Annotated in this window: 22 protein-coding genes; all 22 read right to left on the reverse strand. The window is 28.2% G+C overall.

Annotated features, from left to right (window positions below; translation table 11 throughout):
- Window positions 1-4 precede the first annotated feature (4 nt).
- The 22 genes from BT151_RS11860 to BT151_RS11965 all read right to left on the reverse strand — a co-directional run bounded on the left by BT151_RS11860 (window position 5) and on the right by BT151_RS11965 (window position 21,939).
- The gene (locus BT151_RS11860) at window positions 5-1,402 is read right to left on the reverse strand and encodes a glycosyltransferase family 28 protein (protein WP_072402412.1); all 1,398 of its coding nucleotides are present in this window, start codon (window positions 1,400-1,402) and stop codon (window positions 5-7) included.
- A 6-nt stretch (window positions 1,403-1,408) separates the two neighbouring features.
- A complete protein-coding gene (locus BT151_RS11865) occupies window positions 1,409-2,230 on the reverse strand; it encodes a polysaccharide pyruvyl transferase family protein (RefSeq protein ID WP_072402414.1) in 822 nt (273 codons plus the stop codon).
- A 2-nt stretch (window positions 2,231-2,232) separates the two neighbouring features.
- Complete coding sequence (locus tag BT151_RS11870; protein ID WP_072402416.1) at window positions 2,233-3,108, reverse strand: N-acetylneuraminate synthase family protein; 876 nt, start codon at window positions 3,106-3,108, stop codon at window positions 2,233-2,235.
- 14 nt (window positions 3,109-3,122) lie between these two features.
- Complete coding sequence (locus tag BT151_RS11875) at window positions 3,123-4,277, reverse strand: acylneuraminate cytidylyltransferase (protein WP_072402418.1); 1,155 nt, start codon at window positions 4,275-4,277, stop codon at window positions 3,123-3,125.
- A gap of 62 nt (window positions 4,278-4,339) precedes the next feature.
- Window positions 4,340-5,491 carry a glycosyltransferase gene (locus tag BT151_RS11880; protein ID WP_072402420.1) on the reverse strand — a complete coding sequence of 384 codons (1,152 nt, stop codon included), beginning with the start codon at window positions 5,489-5,491 and terminating at the stop codon, window positions 4,340-4,342.
- Window positions 5,488-6,555: a glycosyltransferase family 2 protein gene (locus BT151_RS11885; RefSeq protein WP_072402422.1), complete on the reverse strand. Its 1,068-nt coding sequence runs from the start codon at window positions 6,553-6,555 to the stop codon at window positions 5,488-5,490. Before BT151_RS11885 ends, BT151_RS11880 begins: the two co-directional genes overlap by 4 nt.
- Before the next feature lies 1 nt (window position 6,556).
- Window positions 6,557-7,753 (reverse strand): glycosyltransferase family 4 protein, encoded by a 1,197-nt coding sequence (locus BT151_RS11890; RefSeq protein WP_084647935.1) that lies wholly within the window; start codon window positions 7,751-7,753, stop codon window positions 6,557-6,559.
- Window positions 7,750-8,715: a glycosyltransferase family 2 protein gene (locus BT151_RS11895; protein WP_072402426.1), complete on the reverse strand. Its 966-nt coding sequence runs from the start codon at window positions 8,713-8,715 to the stop codon at window positions 7,750-7,752. Before BT151_RS11895 ends, BT151_RS11890 begins: the two co-directional genes overlap by 4 nt.
- A gap of 2 nt (window positions 8,716-8,717) precedes the next feature.
- Window positions 8,718-9,452 (reverse strand): hypothetical protein, encoded by a 735-nt coding sequence (locus BT151_RS11900; protein ID WP_072402428.1) that lies wholly within the window; start codon window positions 9,450-9,452, stop codon window positions 8,718-8,720.
- Window positions 9,453-9,468: 16 nt separating this feature from the next.
- Window positions 9,469-10,500, reverse strand: coding sequence for an acyltransferase family protein (locus BT151_RS11905; protein WP_072402430.1), 1,032 nt, complete (start codon window positions 10,498-10,500; stop codon window positions 9,469-9,471).
- Window positions 10,501-10,515: 15 nt separating this feature from the next.
- Window positions 10,516-11,313 (reverse strand): glycosyltransferase family 2 protein, encoded by a 798-nt coding sequence (locus tag BT151_RS11910; RefSeq protein WP_245794812.1) that lies wholly within the window; start codon window positions 11,311-11,313, stop codon window positions 10,516-10,518.
- A gap of 3 nt (window positions 11,314-11,316) precedes the next feature.
- Window positions 11,317-12,153 (reverse strand): glycosyltransferase family 2 protein, encoded by an 837-nt coding sequence (locus BT151_RS11915; protein WP_072402434.1) that lies wholly within the window; start codon window positions 12,151-12,153, stop codon window positions 11,317-11,319.
- 21 nt (window positions 12,154-12,174) lie between these two features.
- A complete protein-coding gene (locus tag BT151_RS11920) occupies window positions 12,175-13,035 on the reverse strand; it encodes a glycosyltransferase family 2 protein (protein ID WP_072402436.1) in 861 nt (286 codons plus the stop codon).
- 72 nt (window positions 13,036-13,107) lie between these two features.
- Entirely contained in the window at window positions 13,108-14,055 is a 948-nt protein-coding gene (locus BT151_RS11925; protein ID WP_072402438.1) for a glycosyltransferase family 2 protein, read from the reverse strand.
- Window positions 14,056-14,076: 21 nt separating this feature from the next.
- Window positions 14,077-14,856: a glycosyltransferase family 2 protein gene (locus BT151_RS11930; protein ID WP_072402440.1), complete on the reverse strand. Its 780-nt coding sequence runs from the start codon at window positions 14,854-14,856 to the stop codon at window positions 14,077-14,079.
- A 35-nt stretch (window positions 14,857-14,891) separates the two neighbouring features.
- Complete coding sequence (locus tag BT151_RS11935) at window positions 14,892-15,716, reverse strand: DUF5672 family protein (protein WP_072402442.1); 825 nt, start codon at window positions 15,714-15,716, stop codon at window positions 14,892-14,894.
- Window positions 15,709-16,704, reverse strand: a complete 996-nt coding sequence (locus BT151_RS11940; RefSeq protein ID WP_072402445.1) for a glycosyltransferase family protein — start codon at window positions 16,702-16,704, stop codon at window positions 15,709-15,711. The genes BT151_RS11935 and BT151_RS11940 overlap by 8 nt, the downstream gene beginning before the upstream one ends.
- 44 nt (window positions 16,705-16,748) lie before the next feature.
- Window positions 16,749-17,795, reverse strand: coding sequence for an alpha-2,8-polysialyltransferase family protein (locus BT151_RS11945; protein WP_072402447.1), 1,047 nt, complete (start codon window positions 17,793-17,795; stop codon window positions 16,749-16,751).
- A 114-nt stretch (window positions 17,796-17,909) separates the two neighbouring features.
- On the reverse strand, window positions 17,910-19,097 hold the full coding sequence (locus BT151_RS11950) for a polysaccharide pyruvyl transferase family protein (RefSeq protein WP_072402449.1): 1,188 nt from the start codon (window positions 19,095-19,097) through the stop codon (window positions 17,910-17,912).
- A gap of 19 nt (window positions 19,098-19,116) precedes the next feature.
- Complete coding sequence (locus tag BT151_RS11955) at window positions 19,117-19,839, reverse strand: class I SAM-dependent methyltransferase (RefSeq protein ID WP_072402450.1); 723 nt, start codon at window positions 19,837-19,839, stop codon at window positions 19,117-19,119.
- Between the two features lie 29 nt (window positions 19,840-19,868).
- Window positions 19,869-20,756 (reverse strand): class I SAM-dependent methyltransferase, encoded by an 888-nt coding sequence (locus BT151_RS11960; protein ID WP_072402452.1) that lies wholly within the window; start codon window positions 20,754-20,756, stop codon window positions 19,869-19,871.
- On the reverse strand, window positions 20,746-21,939 hold the full coding sequence (locus BT151_RS11965; protein WP_072402454.1) for an ABC transporter ATP-binding protein: 1,194 nt from the start codon (window positions 21,937-21,939) through the stop codon (window positions 20,746-20,748). The genes BT151_RS11960 and BT151_RS11965 overlap by 11 nt, the downstream gene beginning before the upstream one ends.
- Window position 21,940 lies beyond the last annotated feature (1 nt).

Here is a 21,940-nt window from a genome sequence, read left to right on the forward strand (position 1 = left end):
ACAATTAATCTTTTAAACAATTTTCAATAGCCTTCCAAATATTCTCTGAAGCTTTTGTTGGTGCTTTACCTACTACCGTTTCAAACCATTTTAATCCTTCTTCTACATTCGATAATTTATTCTCTAAAATTTGTTGTATCAAACCTTCCAAATCTTTTTTATCTGTACAAAAAATAGCAGCTTCTTTACTTGGCATACTTCTGAAATGGACATACTTATAATTCTGACCAATATCCCGAATACCTTTTTTTAGTTGAGGTTGTTCATAATTATAATAGATACAAGGTTTATTATGTGCAACAAAATCAAAAACAGTTGAAGAACATACGTTGGTTACAAACTCACTATGTTCACAAACATTATAAAGCATTTTAAAATCTTTAGGAGTTGGCAATACTTGATTCCATTGGGCTCCTACTTGTTTCCAAATAGGGTTTAAAACTTTAATAATATCTTTATTAATTTCAATAACAGCATCATATCTTGATGTGAAATCTACTGGACATTTTCTATAAATAATTCCTAAATTTTCTCCCTTTTCATTTAAACTTCTAACGGCATTTGCTAAGTCTTCTAAATAGTATTGATCTAAGGGAGATGTAGTTTCATCATCACCAGAATAACAAATGTATTTTTTATTAATATCTAAATCGAATTCTTTAAAAAAAGCCTCTTTTGTTTGTAATAAAGATGTGTTATAATGTGGTTCAAATTGTGGCGTTCCTGTAACAATTACTTGCTCTTCTTTCACAAATGGATAATATTGTAAAACTTGTTGCTTCATTAAATCGCTCCAAACAAAATAATAATCGGTATCAACCACTTGCATTGCTTTGGGCACATTATCCCAGGAATATACAAATGCAATAGTCGGAATTCCTAAATCTTTAGCTGCTAACAAAGCACTTATAGACTGCGTTGCACGTTGCGTTGTACAAAATACTAAATCTGGTTTGTGTATTTCTAATTGCGATTTACAGTATTTATATTTTGAAGTAGAACGTTCTAACTTATTTATCTTTTGTCTTAATTTAAAAACACCTTTTTCTGAAGAATATAAACCTATTAACCATTTTGCATACAGACTCTTAAATATGCTTTTTAATCTGTTATAATTAAATGGGAATTTATATGTTGGGTACACATTGTCATTGAATTTATCTCTCGACACATTTAACTCTGCATGTTTTCTTGCTCTGGAATAAATTGGTAATAAAGGATGAGCAGTATGATCTTCTATCTTAATTTCTTTAAAACCTAGATTATCTTTTAGTGAGAATACAGTATTGTTCCAATATGTAATATCAAAACCTATTTTTTCGCCTATTGTCTTAAAATCTGTAAAAGCGAAATTTCTTAGACCCACACCATCAGGAAAAAAAACAAATACTTTTTTCTTCATCTATAATTAACTTTTAAAAGGGCAAACTACCATTAAACTTGCACATAATTTATCAATTACTTCACTTTTAGGAAGGGATTCTTTATTATCAAAAAGGCTTTGCAATTCATTCAAATTCATTTTTAAATCCTTTACATCTGATTTATAAGCAGGTATTAAAACGGATTCAAAATAATCTTGATATTTTATATCATCCCCAAAAACATCATCTGAAAATTTTTGCCATATTCCCGGTATGCCATACGCGTGAGCTACAATGACACCATGTAATGATGATGATACAATTTTTTCACATTTTAAAAATTCATTAGTAGTTTTCTCAACATTATTTGTCATTAAATCAATAATCAATACAGAACTCTCTTCTTTGTAGAAATCCTTTATTTTTTTAAAATCATTATAATGTGGAATCACTCCTATTTTATACTCTTGTTTTATTTTAGGATTATAATATTTTGGTAATAACAATGCAGGATCACCATAAATGGCAGGAACATCATATCCTTGATTTAATAAAAAAGCTCTAGTTTGCGGTCCACGTACTGCTAAAAACTCAGCTTTTTTAATTGGGTGTTTTTTTGAAATAATGCCACTACCCCAAATAACACATTTGCTATTTACATGAGTTAAAACACTACCAATTGTAACATATATTGGACTAAAAAAATCGTGAAAAGAAAACGCATCTGGTTTACTCCAAACCACTTTCTTATGTGAAATTTTTTCAACTAGGTATTTACCAAGTAAATCACCATAATTCTCTTTAGATTTTCCTTGTAGCTTAACTTCATTCCACCAAAATAACCTAATCTTATCTGATGAAGCCATTTTTATCCTTTTTGATTTTTCAACTTATCGCGTTGTACTTGCTCGATGGGCAAAATATCTTGGTTTTTGTACTTTAAAGCTTTGTAAACTGCATTTACATCTCTTGATAGTTTACGCAAACCCATAGGTTCTAAAGAAGCTGCATGATCTGTTCCTTTCCAAGTTCTATCAATAGTATAATGTCTTTCTATAATATTTGCCCCCAAAGTATAAGCTGCTACGTCAACTGCAATTCCTAGGTGATGACCTGAAAATCCAATATGTTTTACATCATTATCATATTTATCTAATAATAGATTGATATCTAAAAGGCATACGTCTTCAAAAGGCACAGGATAACCTGATGTACAGTTATAAAGTACTAAATCTTTATTTCTGTTATGCTTTTTAAAAAGATTCACTAAATCTTCTATTTCATCTTTAGTAGTCATACCAGTTGATATATGTAATTCGCCTTTGTAATTATTGCATAACCATTCTAACATAACTACATTATTATTACATGCCGATGGAATTTTAATAAATTCTGGATTTAAAGATGTTATCTCTTTAGCTGATGTTAAATCCCAAACAGACGTTGAATACGTAATACCAATTTCTTCACAATATGATTTTAATTTTTTGTGTTGTTTAACATCAAACTCTAAATATTCACGATGAGCTCCATATGTATTACCATAAGAGTTTACAGGATTTGGATGTGGTTGGTTGTATTGCTCATCGGTTAATAATTCTTTATTATTTCGTTTTTGAAATTTTACTGCATCAACATTGCAAAATATTTTGGCAACCTTAATCAGTTCTTTTGCAATCTCCATATCGCCTTTATGATTGCAACCAATTTCTGCTATTATATAAGGTTTCTTGTATGTATTCATTAAATTTTTGGCTTTTAAAACCTTTTATTATAATTCATTATAAATTCACAAGCTTCTCTAATAGCACCAGAACCAGAGTTTTTAGATAATACAATATCTGCATTTAGTTTTACTACATCTGTAGCGTTATTTGGAGTTAGAGACCATCCAACACTACAAATATTAGTTAGATCATTAACATCATCACCAATATAAGCCACATTACTTAAATTGATTTTTTTATTTTGTATAACTTGTTTTAACAAAGTATATTTATCCTTTACACCTAAAAATACGTGTTCGATTTTTAGTTTTTCCATACGCTTAGAAACAAGTTCTGAATTTTCAGAAGTCATTACCATAACCTCTACATCAAACTGTCTTAAAATTTCAAGACCCATGCCATCTCGCATATCAAAACTTTTGGTATGTTCCCCTTCTTTGGTATATGTAATTGTGCCATCAGTAAAAACGCCATCTACATCTAAAACCACATGTGTTATTTTTTTTGATTTTTTTTCTCGTTTTTGACGTTCTATAAGCGACTGCTCAACAACTATCCAATCTGATTCAGAATCTATTTCATATAAAGATTCTTCAGTCATTTGTACTACAGCTACATTATTTCCTAATCTATTTTTAGTACTTATTAAACTTTCTTTAGTTGAAGTGTAAACCGCTCCGTTTTCGATTAATAAACCCTCAAAATCTTGTCGACGTGGTCTTGCTTGGGTATTATAATTAATAGCCCCCCCTTCTTTATCCCATAAAAATCGATGCGTATTTACAACGGTTAAGGCAGAATCATAACCCTCATTCAACTTATCTAAACAGATATTAATATCTTCTTTTTTAGTGAAAGGTGATGTAGCTTGTAATAAACAAAAAACATCAAAATCATAATTTATAGTGTCACAAAATTCTAACATAGCAAATTCTGTAGAGGCTGTATCGCTTGCACTTTCTTTGCTTCGCAATAAAGCTTTTACCTTATTTGTCCAATGGTATTCTTTATTTATAAATTCTATGATACTTTCATCATCGGTATAAACAACAACTTCATCCAGATTAGAAAAAATAGCTTCACCTAAAACCCAAGTAAATAAAGGCCTTCCAACCATTTTACGTTTGTTTTTATTGGGAATACCTTTTGAGCCTTTTCTTAGTGGAATGAATCCTATTTTTTTCATTATTACTTAATAATTGTACAATTGCTAAAATACAGTTTTTACTATTGAAATAATATAGTACATCAATTTTTTAAAACTTTACTATAAGCATTCAAAACTTGTTTTTTAATGAGTGTTCTTTCAAATTTTGGTTTTATATTATTTTGATTTATTTCAAAAGCCTTTTCCATTAATTCTGAATTGGAAATAGCTTTAATAATTAATTTCTTTATTTCCTCTAAATCATTACAGTTTTCAATTAAAAATCCATTTTCACCGTGTATTATCACTTCTGATGAAGCTCCTCCAGGGTTAGACTGGATTGGGAATACTCCTTGTGCAATGGCCTCTAAAAGAGTATTGGGCATACCATCAGAATTACTGTTTCCTATATAAATCATTGCTTCTCCCATAAGTTTTAAAATAGCATCATGTGGCAAAAAATTACTTCTAGACAGAACCTTTAACAATATTTTTGTTGAAATACCCTTTCTAGTGATATAGTTTTCAACCTCTTTATCTGCTCCAAATACTATAATTTGATACCCTTTCAATTCTTCTTTTATTAACTCCAATGCCTTAATGACCTCAATGGCACGTCCAGAACGCCCTTGAGAACCTTTTACAAGAATAGTACTTCGTTTAGAAACTGGTTTTATATACTTATTGGTTTCCTTATAATCAAATCCGCCCCCTCCAGGAAACGTTCCCAAAACCTGCCCTTTAAAGCCTAATTTTTTGGCAATCGAAATATCGCGTTTGCAATCTGTAATTAAATGGTTTACTCTTGGTAAAACTCTTAAAATATCTTGTTTGTAAGTGTGAATATTTTTAAAATAATACAAATCGCTTCCCCATGAAGAATATATCCATGTCAAAGTATCGTGCTTTTGCATTACGTTTAAAATAGGTACACAAGAAATATACATAACCACACTGTGCACCATATCTGGTTTTACGTCATGCAGCACCTTTTCAAACACTTTCTCTGTATTATTTTCAAACAAAAAGCTTAATTTTTTATACAAAAAAGGCACTCTTTTTTTTAAAAAATACCTGCCTTTAAAATTTGGAAACTTTTGTTTCCATCCTGTAATTTGATATACCCAAGGCAGCCCTTCTGCCCTACCACCATCTAAAATATCGAACCAAAATACTTCGTGTCCAGAATCTTTAAGTTGCTGTGTCCACCGTACAAAATGGATAGAATTCATCGAAACCATTAATATCCTCATAACTTAATAGTGAAATGAATGGTTTGCATATTGAAGTTATACTGAAATTGATACACTTTAGTTCTCAAATTATTTACAACACACTCTAAAAGCATATTGTTTATAGTTTGCATATCTAAAAACAATACCGTTTTTTTACCTAATATTTTTTTTGTTTTTTGCTTGATGGAAGTATAGTCTGCATTATGAGTTATTACAACTTTTACTACTTTATCCGTTTCAGACAATAAAACATTACTAATAAACGCTTTTATTTCTCCCTCCTTATTTGTTAGCTGAAAATTTAAATCGACCGTTTTTAAAGTTGTATAATCTAATTCATTATAGATTCCCCAATTAAAACTTTCGTTAGCTTTTACTTTATTGGTATGCTTAGAAAATTCTAAATATTGATGATTTATTTGCTCTAATGATGAGTGAAATGGTGTTAAATCGTTAACTTCCCTATAATGTTTGGGATGCCATTGATGCAACATTAATATAGATTCTCTGTAAAAAGAAACTTTATATCCAGCATTTTTAAGCCTTACATGCACATCGGTATCTTCCCCGCCCCAACCATGGTAAAATTCATCATATCCATTTATAGCCCTTAAAACTTCAGAGTTAAACAAAGTCATACCCGTTGCTTCCTCATTCGACTCAAAGTTAATTTTATAAGCATCAAATACTTTACTAATTTTTGATTCTGCTTCATTTAAAAACCCTACTTGAAAATACACTACTTTGTTATTCTGTTTTAAATTATGAAGGGTTTCAATAAAATCGGGATGATAAATCATATCTACATCACCCACAAAAAACTTAGGTGTTACTGTTTTTTTTAAAACCATATTTATAGCTTTCGATTTACACCAAAGTTGCTGTTCGGTGTCACATCTTAACAACTTAACAAACTTATACGATTGTACTACTGCATAAAGCTGATCTTTAAATTTGTCTTGACTACCATAATCTACCAAAACCACCTCAAACCTGCTATTAGTTTGTGTTTTTAAAGATTTTAAACACGTTTCAACAATGTTTAAATCTCTATTTCTATATGTTAATACGATGGTTATCATTTTAAGAGTATAGTTCTTTAAGTAACGCCTTTCTATATTTTTTGTTAAAGGCTTCAATATCAAAATGCTTTCTTGAATAATTGAATGCGTTTAAAGATAGTTTTGATACTAACTCCTTATCGTTTATCAATTTAATAATTACATCTACAAATTGATTTACTATTTCATCATCATCATCATCAATTAAGATACCATTTTCGAAGCTCATTATATGTTCGCTAATTCCTCCAACATTGGTAGAAATTGGTATAACTCCTTGTGCCATAGCTTCTGGAATAATCATTGGGAATCCTTCCCTAAAAGATGTAATCAAGACAAAAGTTAATGATTTATAGAATTGATTCAAAGTAATATCGTCAGTTATTTCTCCTAAAAAAGAAACTCCAGATTCATTAATCATTTTGATATTACTTTTCATACCTATACCTGCCATTACAAACTTAATAGAAGTGTCTACTTTTGTTATTTCAGCAGAAATCTTCAAAAACATTTCTGGTCTTTTTTCTTTGGACCATCGTCCTACAAATCCAATTTTTATACCATCTCTATTATTAAGTTTTTCATTATTATCAATACCTATTGCATTTTCAATAATTATAACTTTGTTATAACATTCATTATCAACTTTGTATTTCTTATAATTTAATAAAATATCGCTGTAAGCCTTATTATTTATAACAACTCTGTTGGTAATATCATGGCTACTTGCTATATAATGATTTACTAATATTGGATTTTCTCCTGATATGGCATGAATTAAATCTACTGTAATTATATGTTCTTTAACTAGTGGTAATAGTTCATAGAAGAAATTAGTATTACTTGAAAAAACACTTATCAGTGCCTGGTTGTTGTTTATAGTTTTGGCAATATGTTTTTTTAATAAACTATTTATGAAATTATTGTTTTTACTAAGTATTTTATTAATCTCTATAATTTCAGAATATTGAGAAAAATCTTCTTTAAAATTATCTGTTGCAGAGTTATGCGTAAACAATATACATGATTTTTTATCCTTTACACTCTTAACAATATTAAGATGAACACGTTCCGCTCCTCCTGTTTGGAAATATGGAAGAATAAACACGACTTCGGCGTTATTGATTTTCTTAGATTCAAAGATTTGAAATTTAAAAAACCCGAAAAGAGATTGTATAAATCGCACAAATTGCTTGATATGCTTTTTGATTTTATTCAATTCTTATTGTCCGTTATCTTAATAATATTTTTAATTAACACCCTACGCAAATAGGATAAAACAATGTAACTGTAATACATAATGGTTAATCCAATTGTTTTAGTTAATGAGGTAATCCCTCTTTTATAAAACATCTTAATTAATATTCTATTCTCATGTAATAGGTTTTGATTGCTCGGAAAATAAAAATCTCTAAACCAAACTTTTAAGTAATTATTTAAGTTCTTTTTTAATTTTGAATTTTTTCTTAATTCTAGTTCATTGCAAATATCTGGTATAAAAAGCAGCAAACTATTAAAATATTTTTCTTTAAGCAATGTCCAATCAGTAATGTTTGGATAATAAACGGTGTCGTATTCTACATTATTAAATACTTTGTATTTTACATTTGGAACTAGCAAAGCTCTAATCATCAATTCAGGATCATTTAATCTTGGATACCCTTCCTTAAACCCTTTAAGATTTATTATAAATCCACGCTTCCAAATAGGGCACATAATAGACCATGGTAACTTATAGTTTAGAAAATCTATTAAATGAATAGAACTTTCTTGAATGTCTCTTTTTAAAACTGCATCATCCTTTTTAATTCCCATAGGAAATATCAAGAAATCTTGTTCGTGGTTTTTTTGAAATTCTAAAATCCTATTATTTAAACATTCAGGCATTAAGGTATCATCTGAATCTAAAAAGATAACATAATCCCCATTTGATTTGAATAAACCTATATTCCTACAAGTAGGAGCTCCTTTAACCTGCTCTTCTGGTCTTACATAAAACTTAAAACGCTTATCTTGGTTACAAAAAGCCCTTAATACATCGACTGTCTTATCTTTAGAAAAATCGTCAACAATGATGCACTCCCAATTATGGTACGTTTGCTGTATTACAGAATTTAATGTTTTTACAATTAAATGAGCTCTGTTAAAGGTTGGAATAATTATAGATACTAATGGTTCCATATTTAAAATGAAGTTGCATATTTAAACTTCTCTGTTACTAACAACATCAAACTTTTATTACCAAAATACTTTTTTTTATATATAATTACACCTTTTTTCTCTAATGTTTCAACTAAATCTTTGGTTGTTTCTTGCTCCCCTTTTCTATTAACATCGTCTATTATTATAATAAAATCATCATGCTTTGTTAAACGGGTTGCTAAATCCACAATATCGTGTCTAGAATAATGTTTACTGCCAATTGGTCCATCTATAATATATAAATCAAACTTGGTATCAACCAATTGATTTATATTTTCATAGCTATTTGTTTCGTGCCCATTTACTTGCTTAGTAACTACATTACAAATCTTAACTTGAGTATTTGATGATAACTTAAAGTTATTAGTGAAATTATCATACCATTCTTGATTTTGTTCTATAATTAGATGTTTGCTTTCTTTTAAATAATTATCTAAATAAATAGATATAAATTTACTTGACTCTCCTAAACCAAATTCAATAATATTGGTAGGTTTGTAATCTGATAAAATTCGATTTAACACATAGTAAAAAGCATAATTTCCGGCCCACCTACCTATGTTTATTGGCTGGTCTTCAAGCCATTTCTTTCCTCTTATACTATCATGAAATATATGTGCCCACTCAAGTTCTTTTAATTGGCAATAATTTAAATGGTGCAACCTTTTATTTTCATTAATTATTTCTCTAATTATTGCTTTTATTTTGTTAAACATACATTATTACCTGTTTTTAATTAAACTTTAAAAAATTCTTTTTATACGCTAACGCTTTTTTCTCTACAAAATGCCACGATAAATAACCAAACATTATCGAAACCATCAGAGAATAAATTATTAACTGATATACATTCAAATCAAAGAAATAAATCATGGTTTGTTGAACAGGAAAACTATAAATATAAATCCCATAAGACAGATCGCCAATTTTACCAAAAGTACTAAAAAAAGGAAGTGGAGCAAACCCAATTAATAAAACCATAATAGGGAAAACAATATGTTTTATATAATTGTAAAAATTAAAATAAATGGCTAATGCAAATACTATAATGGTGATTATTAGTAAAATGCTGCTTTTTATTTCTTCAAAATTAAATGACGCCAATAAACTACCACAAACAAAAAATGTACCTAAATTTAAAATATGATATCCTTGCATCCCTAAAATTGAAGAACCTGCAAATCTTTCTATAAAAAAATTATAAGTTATAATTAAAATTGCAAAAACTGCTGCAATTAAAATTCGAACCCCTTTAAAATCATTCCTAAAAAAATATAACAATCCAATGGCAACATATAATGAAAACTCATACCTTATAGTCCATAAAGACCCATTAATGGCGTGGTAAGCATTTGTATCAAATATTCCTTTAATACCTGACTGAAAAAAATATAGCAACAGGTTATATGGAAGGTAACTATACACTTCTTTATTTTGAAAAAAAGAAATTTCGCTTTTATATACAAACGGCGCTAATATAAGTGTAAGTAATAAAACAAAAAAAAGTGCTGGAAAAAGCCTTAAAAAACGCTTTTTATAATAACTAAAAAAACTTTTGCTTCGTTGTAAACTTTGAAAAATAAAATAACCACTAATAATAAAAAAACCGCTCAACCCTAATTGTGACAATACAATTTGGCCATTTGAAATTTGATGAAACCATTCAGAACTTTCATTAACGCCTGATAAAGCATACGCATGCGATATAACTACAAACACCGCAAATAAAAATCTTAAAAAATCGAAATTATTATCTTTATGCATTCTTAAGATTCGTAATTAAAACTTATTTGGTTTGTTGAAAATAAACTTTAATAGAAAAAAATAGCGCTTTACCCCATAGTACAAATCAATGAAGAAGTATTTAGTTAGTCTAAAAATTGAAAATACAAATCCTTTTGAGGCATTCCCAAAACTAATATCTTGGTGCCACAATTGGTAATTGCCGACAACGTCATTTTTAAACCTAAAAAACAATTGCTTTCTATTTCGCTCAATTTCATAAGCAAAAATAGAAGGCACAAAATCTATATCATATCCTGCTTTTAAAACTCTAGTAGACCATTCTTTATCTTCAAAAGTAGGAACATCTTCCTTAAAAGGATGTTTTTCCCAAACCTTTTTACTAAATGCTGAACCTGAAAATATCAACCCTGATTTGTTAGGATCTTCTTTAGCAGAAATATTGTTAATGAAATTTTTATAATCATTTGGTTGATGCAAACACCTTAACCCAGCTAAATTTGAATTTTTATCAAATTTATTTTGGATTAGTTTAAAAAAATCATGACTCACTGGGTAAGAGTGTGCGCTGAAGATAACAACAATGTGGAACTTGGTTTGTTTTACTGCAAAATTAGCGCTCCCACCATAACTAAAGTTTTTAATGGTTACAAATTTAGCTCCGTATTGATTTGATACTTCTTCGCTTTTGTCTGTAGATAAATTATCTATTACTATAATTTCACCTATATCATTAGAGTACCTTTCGGTTAAGTTTTTAAGCAAAAAACTTAATGCTTTATCTTGGTTTTTATTTCTAATAATAACTGAAATCATATCTAGTAATTGTAACAACTTTTATTTTTTAAAAATCTTAAAAGGTATACAAATTAGTTTTGCTATTTTATATTCTATTGAGTTTTTAATTTTCATTTCACTTTTACGGTGCGTGCCTAATTGATAAAAAAGTACCCGCATGCAATTATCAAAATCATCAATATAAAGTTCTTTATGCTTTGTGTAAATGTATTCTCTGTTCTTTTCTGAATGGTTTTTAATTGTATCAACAAGCATCGATTTTTTTGATTTTCTATAATAAAACAAAAACTCATCAACTATTTTATATTTCCAACCTCGCTTGGTAATGGCAAGCCAGAACTCCCAATCTTCAAAACCACTCTTCATACTTTCATCATAACCACTAACCGCTTCCCAACATTTTTTTCTATATAATGAGGTTGCAATTAATTGGTTTGCATAAAGTAGATTGAGGTGCGTATTTCCCTTTGGCTTCAATTCATAAATAATATTATCTAAATTCTTATCAAAAAACAAGCTGTAACATGATACTATTGCTAAGGATTGGTCTTTATTTAATTCTGGAACCAATGTGGTTAAAAAACTGGCATCAATAATATCATCAGCATCTAAAGGAAGTATATAATCTCCATCACAAATTTTTATACCTGCATTTCTGGCGCTAGATAAACCTCCATTTTCTTTATACAGATATTTGAATCTTTTATCATTTGAGCACCATTGTTTTGCAACAATCTCAGTATTATCTGGGCTTCCATCATTAACAATGATACATTCCCAGTTAGCATAAGTTTGATTTAATACAGATTGCAGCGTTTCATCTAAAAAATGAGCTTGTTTATAACAGGGAACTATTATGGAAACGCGTTTATTCATTCAAAAAAAATCTTGATAATACTATTTTACTTTTTTCAAAATACCAATATGTTTTTTTAAAAACCTTAGCGGTGCTAAAATAGCACTTCCTAATCTGTAATTTAATGAGTTTATCGCTTTTAGTTTACTTCTTTTTAATTGGTGATTTACATAAAGCAATTGATTTGTAAAAGACTCAAAATTATCTAGATATATTTGTTTATGCTTCTGGAATATATAGTTTCTTAATTCTGTGTCATGATTTTCTAAAGCGTTGCTATCTCTAGATATAGTTTTCACTCTATAAATAAACAGTGGTTCTTTAATGATGTACATGAGCCAACCATTTTTTAAAATGGAAAGCCAAAAATCCCAATCTTCATAACCATTATACATATTCTCGTCATAACCAGAAGCTTGTTCCCAGCATTTTTTTCTGAACATAGAGCAATTCATTGCATTGTTTTTAGCCAGAAAATTTGTTGTGGAACCACCTAAAGGCTTTATAATTTTATTACCTATTTTTTTGTTTTTTAACATTTTGTAAAAACAACCAACAACACCAATATTCAAATTATCATTTAATATCTCTACAGCTTTTTCAATAAAATTAAGTTCAAAATAATCATCGGCATCCAGATTTAAAATATACTCTGTTTTCGCTAAACCTATACCTACATTCCGTGCTTTACAAACCCCTTTATTATCTTGAAAAACAACTTCAACATTTTCATACTGAATAGTTTCTAGATTTTTTTTTGTTTTAATATCAGATCCATCATCAACAATAATAATCTTTTCTGCTTTTAGTGTTTGGTTTAAAATAGAGTTTAAAGCCTCAATAATAAAGTCTCCGTCATTAAAACAGGGAATTACAACAGTAACATTGCTGTTCACTTTCATTTAAAAAAAATTAAATTCTAACATTAACTATTTTGTCTATTTATCAAAGCCTTTGATACAAATAGCACAAAATTACTTAAACAAAAATGGGAAAAGTTTTTGTCTAAGCCTAATTATAGGGAAGTATTTGATACTCAATACAGAAAACAAAAATCTAGGAGTATTAATAAATAAATAGCTCCAATACTTTATATAATTAATTAAAGTATTTTTTTGTTTATAAGTTATAAGCCATATCCATTTAAATAAAGTATCAGCTATTGCAATTGATACTTTATTTTTACTGCTCCAAAAAATTAAAGACTCATACATTTTAATTGTATACTCTTTATACAAATCGTCTCTATTAAAAACATTTGAATTATGAACACCTCTTAAAGCTAAAGGATAGTCTATAACTCCTGTGTAAAGTTTAGCCTTTATTGCCATTTTCCAAAAAATATCTGTATCCTCAGCTACTACCAAGGTTTCGTTAAAAAATCCCGTAAAATCAAAAATTGCTTTTTTTACAGTTAAACCGTCTATTTGAAAATGTCCATGTTTTCCTGAAATTAATGCTTCAAAAAGGGCTTCAGGATTTATTATTTGATTTACTGTGTTTAATGTTAGCTCTTGTTCTTCTACAGATGTCAATTCCCTATAAAAGCAAAACCCAACAGCATTATAAACACCATCTGCATCTTTATTTGTCTCAAAGATTTTCTTATCAAGAACAAACCTATTTTCTAAATAAAAATCATCAGCATCTAAAAAAGCTACATAATTGCCTTTAGACTTTTTTATACCTAAATTTCTACTCGCAGCGCGTCCTCTGTTTTTATTATTTTGATGATAATATATTTTAATTATTGGGTTTTGCTTTTGTAAATTTTCAAGAATATTTTGTGTTTTATCACGACTTCCATCATTTACCACAATTATTTCAACCACTTCAGGCTGCAACAGTACTGAATTTATTGCTTTTTCAATGAAGAGGTCACAATTATAGGCAGGAATAATAACAGAAACCGAAAATTTCATAGACGAAATATAATTTTTAGTTTAAAACTTATTAATTAAACCAAGCTTTATTAATAATTGAATCTTTTTTGATTTTCTTAAAACTCTAATAATTCTTTCTAACTTAAATTTATATTTGAGATCATTCATAAGAATTGGAAACTCTTTGTTTAAAATTATTTCCCTCTCTTTTTTCATTAAAATCATACTATCTTCATTAGTACTTATCCCTCCATAATAAAAATTTGTAAACACATCATCTACATATTTGTAAGTCGCATTATGCTTTATAAAAGCGATAATAATAAACTTCCAATCCGAAACAATTTTTAAATCTTCATCATAATATCCAAATTTATCAAATAACTGTTTTTTTATAAATGTTGATTGATGCGGAGGTAAATCATGGTGTAAATAAGCGAATGATAATAGAGCAGGTGTCTGTTTTACTTTTACTACCTCTTCTTTTATTTGATTTATATTAAAATACACAATATCCTCTCCAGTTAAACATGAAGCTATTTTTTCTAAAGAGGTAGAATCTATAAAATCATCACCACTATTTAGAAAGAACAAATAATCTCCTTTGGCTACATTTATACCTTTGTTCATGGCATTATAAATACCATTATCTGGTTCGCTAACCCAAAAACTAAGATGTTTTTTATTTGATTCTATTAACTCCTTGCTTCCATCGGTAGAACCACCATCAATGACTATATATTCAAAGCCTTGCCAAGCTTGACTCAATACACTATCTAGCGTTCTTTGCAAGCCAAACTTATTATTGTAATTAACTGTTATTATGGACAGTTTTTGCATTTTTATATTAATTTATTAGGCTTACCTATTAAATTTTATGTAAAATTTATTTTGTATCCAAAATTTTCAATAAATGGCTTCCAAAATTTAAGATCATATTTCCACCAGGCATGACACCCCATTGGCAATCTATTTTCATTCAGTTGATAAAGGTATTTCGGTTTAACCTCAAAACCAAATTGTATGGCTTCTCTTATTGGAGCTATTTTAAAATCTTTAATCCTTTTAGCTATTATTTGAGCAATAAACGCATCTTCGTTAGTATGAGCTGCTCTCTGTATCGTATCATTCTCGCCAAAATATATAAGCAAATAATTAAGTAGTGTAGATAATTTAAACGTAACCCTATTTCTTTTACCAAAATAAAAATGAGCCGCTTCATTAATGTATACTTTCCGTATGGCTCGTTTCATTGCTCTTACATTTCTTAAAGAAAAGCCAGAATTCCCCACACCTAAAAACTCATTTGTGGGATTTTCATAACCTAAAAACCAAGGTGAACCAATATAATCATAACCTTTATTGCACCAATGCAAAAGTTCGTCTTTAAACACAAATGCATCTAATTCATAGGTTAACAAATATTGATAATCATCAAAAAATTTATAAAAAAACTGACTCATTTTAAGCTTATTGTATTTTTCAATTGATGATTGCCATTTTGAATCAATATACACAACTTCAAAACTTGAAACAACCTCTTGGTATTTACCCATACTTAATCCATGCGGCGCAATTATTTTAATAGGATGTTTGTCTAATATTTTAAAACACTGCCGAAATGAAATCAACTCAAATTCAGAAGGGCAATCATTATATATTGGGATAACTATAACAACTTTTTTATTGTACTTACCCATAAATAAGAATTTTAATTGCTCTTTTTGTTCTATTAAATATTTTGAACAAAATAGTTTTATTACTTCTCTTTTTTACTGGTTTGGCAGCTATTATTTTAGGATAATAAAAAATATTTAAGTTAGATATTGTTTCAACATTATTATCTAAAAGCCGTTTATTATAATCATTAAATAAAACTAATAAATCTGGCCTATTGTTAAAATCAAATCGCGTTAAATAGGAACATATTTGATTTGGTTTATTGAACTTGTAACTACTAAAATGAAAAAAACGAAGCGGATATATCTCATTAACATAATATGTTTTGTTTTTAATAAAAAGGGATCTCTCATGTAAATTCCAATTTGCCATATTGTACCCTGGATGTTTTAAAATAAAATAATTATCATAAAACGCTGGAACGTAATTAATCCATATTTGATCATAAAACATACTTTTCGAAAAATCTGCAAATCCATATTTAACCAGTCTTGCCCCCCACCAATCTAAAAATTCTTGAACTTTACTATAGTGACTCAAAGCAATAAAACCTAAATTAAATACTCCACCTCTTAAAGTATGGTAATCCGTAGGTGTATATTCATCATCAATAGGTTTACATATATGAGGTGTAATCACAATATTCTTCTCATCTAATTCATTAAAAACTTCTTCAAAATTGCTTGTCACTAAAATATCTGGATCTATATACAACAGCTTCTCTGGCTTAAAAACAGTAAATAGATAATGAAAATAGAATGGCTTAACAGCTGTATTCAATTCTACAATATTGTATTTCTTATTTAATTCATTAAAACATTTAATTTGCAATGTCTCAACAGGTATTATTGTAAAAGAAGAAAAAACTTCATAATTAAAAGATTCATCAAATTTATCTACTAAACCAATAAAGAATTTTGTATCAGGATGATGTTCTAAAAAAGAATCACCCAATGTTTTAGCATGAGCCAAATAATTATTGGAACAAATAGTAAATGCTATTTTCATTTATTACTTCAATTTAAAAATTCGTTTCTATCCATATCTATAATCTATAGCATATGGATATTGATTCTCTGAACGTTACTTTCGATTAAAGAAAATATCTTTAAAAAATCATTATACCAAATACAATTTTTATTTAATTGATTCTTAACTAAGTACAAACATTGCTTTGTTTTATCATTAAATAAAAGCGCTTTGTATAGCAAGACTGATGATGATAGACCACAAACTTCAATATCTGGGTTAGAAATTAAAAAAATCTCCAATGGAATAGAATTATTTTTTAATATTTTTACATTATCCCCAAAAGATTCCTTTATTTTCTGATCAAACATTTTATTTCTAGGATGTCCTTTCCAATATACATCAAATCCTTTATCTATATAATAATTTAATATCCTAAAATACACATTAAGTTCATATTCAAATGTCAGTAAATCTAAATTTGAAAAATACTGTCCTACAACCAAAACACAAGGTCTACCTGAACTTAAAATAGATTCTGGTTCTAAAACACGATTAGCTTGCTCAAGCACATTAAATACATATTGACTACTTATTTTATTCTTTGGGTTTCCACTTGCTAAAAGAGAGAATAAATAATAATTTCTTATACATTTTTTTTGGTGGGTTGGTAATATTAATTCTGGAAAAAATCTTATAAGATCTTCCTTCTTAAAAAAATATTTAAGTGATACTTTTAGTTTTTTATTAATAGTATCTGTACTTCTGATTACATTCATTAATGTAAAATATTGCTTATGTACGTAAGAGTGCATGCCTTCCTCGAATAAAATAATAGGTAATAAAGGGAAACTATCAACAAGTTTTTTGGATTCAAAAGAAAACAATTTACAAATCCAAATATTATTAAAAGATCTTTCTATTATATTATTAAGATCTTTTGCGTCGTATATTTGATCAACATAGTCATAACTAGATAATATTAATTGACATACACGTTTTAATTCGTCATTTATTTCATAAAAAATAACGGTACAAGGAGGTGGTGATTTTTCACCATACTCCGTCATATAAAAATTTAAAAAAGTAACAACTTGCCAAGGTCCGTTTATAGCTACTAAATCCCGCATTTCATCTTAATCTCTAATATTTTTAAATAGCTGTGAGAACTATTTTTATTTAATTTCGTTATTCACAAATACAACATGTATTTTTCCACTTAATTAACTCTAATTTACACACATTTATTTTGTATTCAAGGCAGAAAATCCTTCTCTTACGTTTTTCATAGAAATTTCAAAAAGTTCTTTTTGTTTCTTTTCTATATATTTAATATTATTTTCAGTATTTTCTAAAGCTTTTAATACTTTTAATTTTAAATCTTCCTTAAAATTAGAACTTTTCACATCTACTCCCCATTCAGGCATACCTATATCATCTAAAAACCATTGTAATTTATTATGGGATACTATAGATATAATTGGTGTTTTACAACCAAAAGGTATCATTTGCGCATGCCCCCTCATTCCTATAACTAATTTTGGCTTGGTGTAAGCTTCTAAAATATGCTTTGGATGTGTATTATTTAACCTAACCAATTCATATTTTACACCATGACTTTGTAAAAATGGAATTATAGTTTCATCTGAATTCATGTGACTATAAAACTTTAAAGGAATTATTTCTGATAGTTCCCTTAAGACTATAGATATATCTGTCAAAATTTCCCCAATGTTTATACCAAATCTTAAATGTGAGCGATCAAACGCAGCATTAAAAGCTATGAAATTTTGTTTGTCACAATTAAAGTCAATTTCATTTGAATAAAGCTCTGACAAAAAAGTAGTCATACAAGGTTGAAATTTTAGCTTTTTATGTAAATAATTTGGTAAATAGTTTTTTAAAGCATCTATACTACCATTATTTCTTAAACCAATATATACAGCCTTTTCTGCAAAAGCTTTTATATTTTCTTTAAAAATTGGTTCAAATTCTTCTTGTCCCCTAAATCTATTGTATCCTACTGCATAGAAAAATATTGGAACTTTTATTTTAGACAACATTTCTACTGAACATGGCCATTGCCAACCACTCATATTATTAGCATTGGTGTCTTTTAAAAACAAACCTCCTCCTCCGATAATAAGACCTTTTGATTTATTTATTTTTTTTACCAATTTTGAATCGACAGTTGGGTAAATTAATTGATTTTCCCAACCAAAAAATTTATTTTCCATATTCCAAGTATCCTGTAAAGCCAATGGCAGCAATATATCTCCTGCATTTCCATAATTAAAGGCTGAGATATGAAATAATTTTTTTTTTGATTTATTTAGATTTTCACCTTTAATTTGTGGTAAAATATTTTTGACCCTATTAAATCCAATTAATGACTTAACAACATTTTTGGCTTTCTTTATTAGCTTAGTCATTTTAAATTACGTTCTAACCTTATTTTATTGCTTCAATATATAGTGACCTATAATCTTCATTTGCTTCAGATTCATAGGCTCCTTCAAATGAAAAATGATTTGTTTGAGTAGCTTTAAAACCCATTCTTTTTATTTTATCAATGTCAAATCCTGCTCTTACTAAATCTAACTTTATTGATTGAAAATCCCAAGCATTTTGATGAGCTAGAGAGTCTTTACCTAAAAGATCTATTTGTCCGTTTGGTGACAAAAAATCTTCTTTTAAACATTCAAATAAAGTGTATTTTTTTTTATAATTTAATAGTGCTCTATCTTTCCTTCTTTTGAAAAGCAAAAAATCCTCATTGCTATTAATATATTCGTTAATACTTTTCTCAACATCAGGAAGAACCAACCTAAAAACTCCATTTTTTTTTAAAACTCTAAACACTTCTTTAAAAACTATTGGAGTTTTAAAAATACTTATATGCTCAAATACATGTGAACCATAAACACATTCAATAGAATCATCTCTTAAAGGAAGGTGTTTAAAATCCCTGAAGTTAATAACAATATCAGCTCTATCAGGATCTACATCTATATTAATCCATTCAGAACTTGGTTTTATCCAATTTGGTCCTGGCCCAAAATTTAATTTAGCATTTTCTACAACATTTAATAATTTATTAATGCTTAAATTCTTTTTTTTTCTTTTTATACTTATTTGTAATTCAATACCCAAAAAACATATTTTTTTTTTCATACCTTAATTTCTTGATGATTTTTTTTAAGTTAACGGAATATACTATTAAAGGTGTTTTTAAATACTGTAAAATAACTTTTAATTTTTAATGCACTTTTGAAAGCTTTTTCCTGAGATTTTATAACTTTTTTGTTAACTTGGATATCCAAGTTAACTAAACCTTTTTTTGCAAAAGCAAAAATCTCAAATCTATTATACTTGTCCTCTAAATAAAGTGCCTGAATACTTAATGATGATTTGTTTAGAATTTTAGACAGTGTGTATTTGTTAAAATAGTAAGTATGTGCTATTCTTAGCCAACCTGCACTTCTCTTTTCTAATAGATTGTTTGGAACTGCTATATATAAAATTCCATTTTCACTCAATACTTGCTGCACTTTTTTTAAAACTTCGAGTGGTCTTAAAAAATGTTCTAAAACATGCCTCATTATTACAACATCAAATTTTTCAGCGAAATTAGCTTCCCAATGAGTATCAACATCATCAGAAATAATTTGAACCCCTTTTTGCGTCAAGTTTTTTTGCGCCTTGATAGAAGGCTCTATGGCAAAACATTTAATTTCAGAATTATTACGTTTAAAAGCCATTAAATTATCCCCCGAACCACCACCAATATCCAAAATATTTTTAAACCTAAGTATATCTATATTGTTATTTTTAAACCTTTCTAAGATTGGGTTTGGACATATGTCCTTTTCTTTTTCACTTTGGATATTTGGTCTATATTGTTTATCGTATTCTTCTTTATAATAATTTGCATACTTTTCTTTCGTCCATCTTGGATTTAAAAGTCCCAAACTGCAATTCTTACATATAACTAAGTTTAAATTATAACCAATGTTCTTTTGTTTAATAATAAGTTTGAAGTTTTTACTTCCACAAACTGAACATTCTACATAATCTAAATCACTTTTCATAAAGTACATCTAATAAGGTTGTATCTAATAAAAATGGAGGAAAGGATTCTGTATCACATTCTACAAATAGTTGCTGTATATTGTTTACTCTAAAAACGGCATTTCTGTTAAACTTCTCATTAACTATCACATTGAATGTATAAACTCCTCTAGAGAGTTGTATTTTTTTATGTATAAAATTCAACCTAATTTTCCCTTTAGAAATAGATACTTTTTTTTCATCATATCTCATTAGAACAACAGGTCTATTCTCTTTATCATATATTCCAATTGAAATATAAGGGATTTGTTTTAATTTATTATTCTTAAAAGAAGCAGTAAAATTTAAATCCTCCCCCCAATTAACAATATTATTATCTGTTAGAATTTCAAAAGCAAAATCTTCAATTGAACCATCATCAAGTAAAACACTTGTTGTATTATTAGTAAATTTTTTATAATAGGAATTAATCCCAACTGCAACATCTTTTCCGTAATATTCCATCCTTCCTTTTTCCATTAATAAAATTTGAGTTGAAATTCTAGAAACCATTGGCATACTATGAGATACAAAAACAACTGCGGTTTTGGGCAATAAACTATCTATTTTTTTAAAGCATTTAGTAACAAACCCTAAGTCACCAACTGCAAGCACCTCATCAATAATTAGCACATCAGGCTCCATTTGAGCAGCCACAGCAAAACCTAACCTTACCTTCATGCCTGAACTATAGTTTTGAACGGGCATATCTATAAATTCACGTATTTCAGAAAAATCTATAATATTCTCAATTTTACTATCAATCTCTTCTTTATTAAAACCCAACACAGCTCCGTTGTTGTATATGTTTTCTCTACCGCTTAGTATTGGGTTAAACCCTGCACCAAGCTCAATAAGAGCACCAACATTTCCTTTAATAGTGATTTTTCCAGAATCTGGATTAATTAACCCATTTAGTATTTTAAGCAAGGTAGATTTCCCTGCCCCATTATGTCCTATTAAACCTAAACATTCGCCTCGTCTCAACTCAAAATTAATATTTTTAACCGCCCAAAATTCTTTATCACGCAACTGCCTTTCATTTTTATTTCCACGAATATTGGAAACCAAATCTTGTACCCCATACCATAAGCTTGTTTTTAAATCTTTACAGAATTTTTTACTTAAACCTTCCACCTTTACAAGGACTTCACTTTCATTCATA

Source organism: Flaviramulus basaltis (assembly GCF_900114265.1).
GTDB classification, from domain to species: Bacteria; Bacteroidota; Bacteroidia; order Flavobacteriales; family Flavobacteriaceae; genus Flaviramulus; species Flaviramulus basaltis.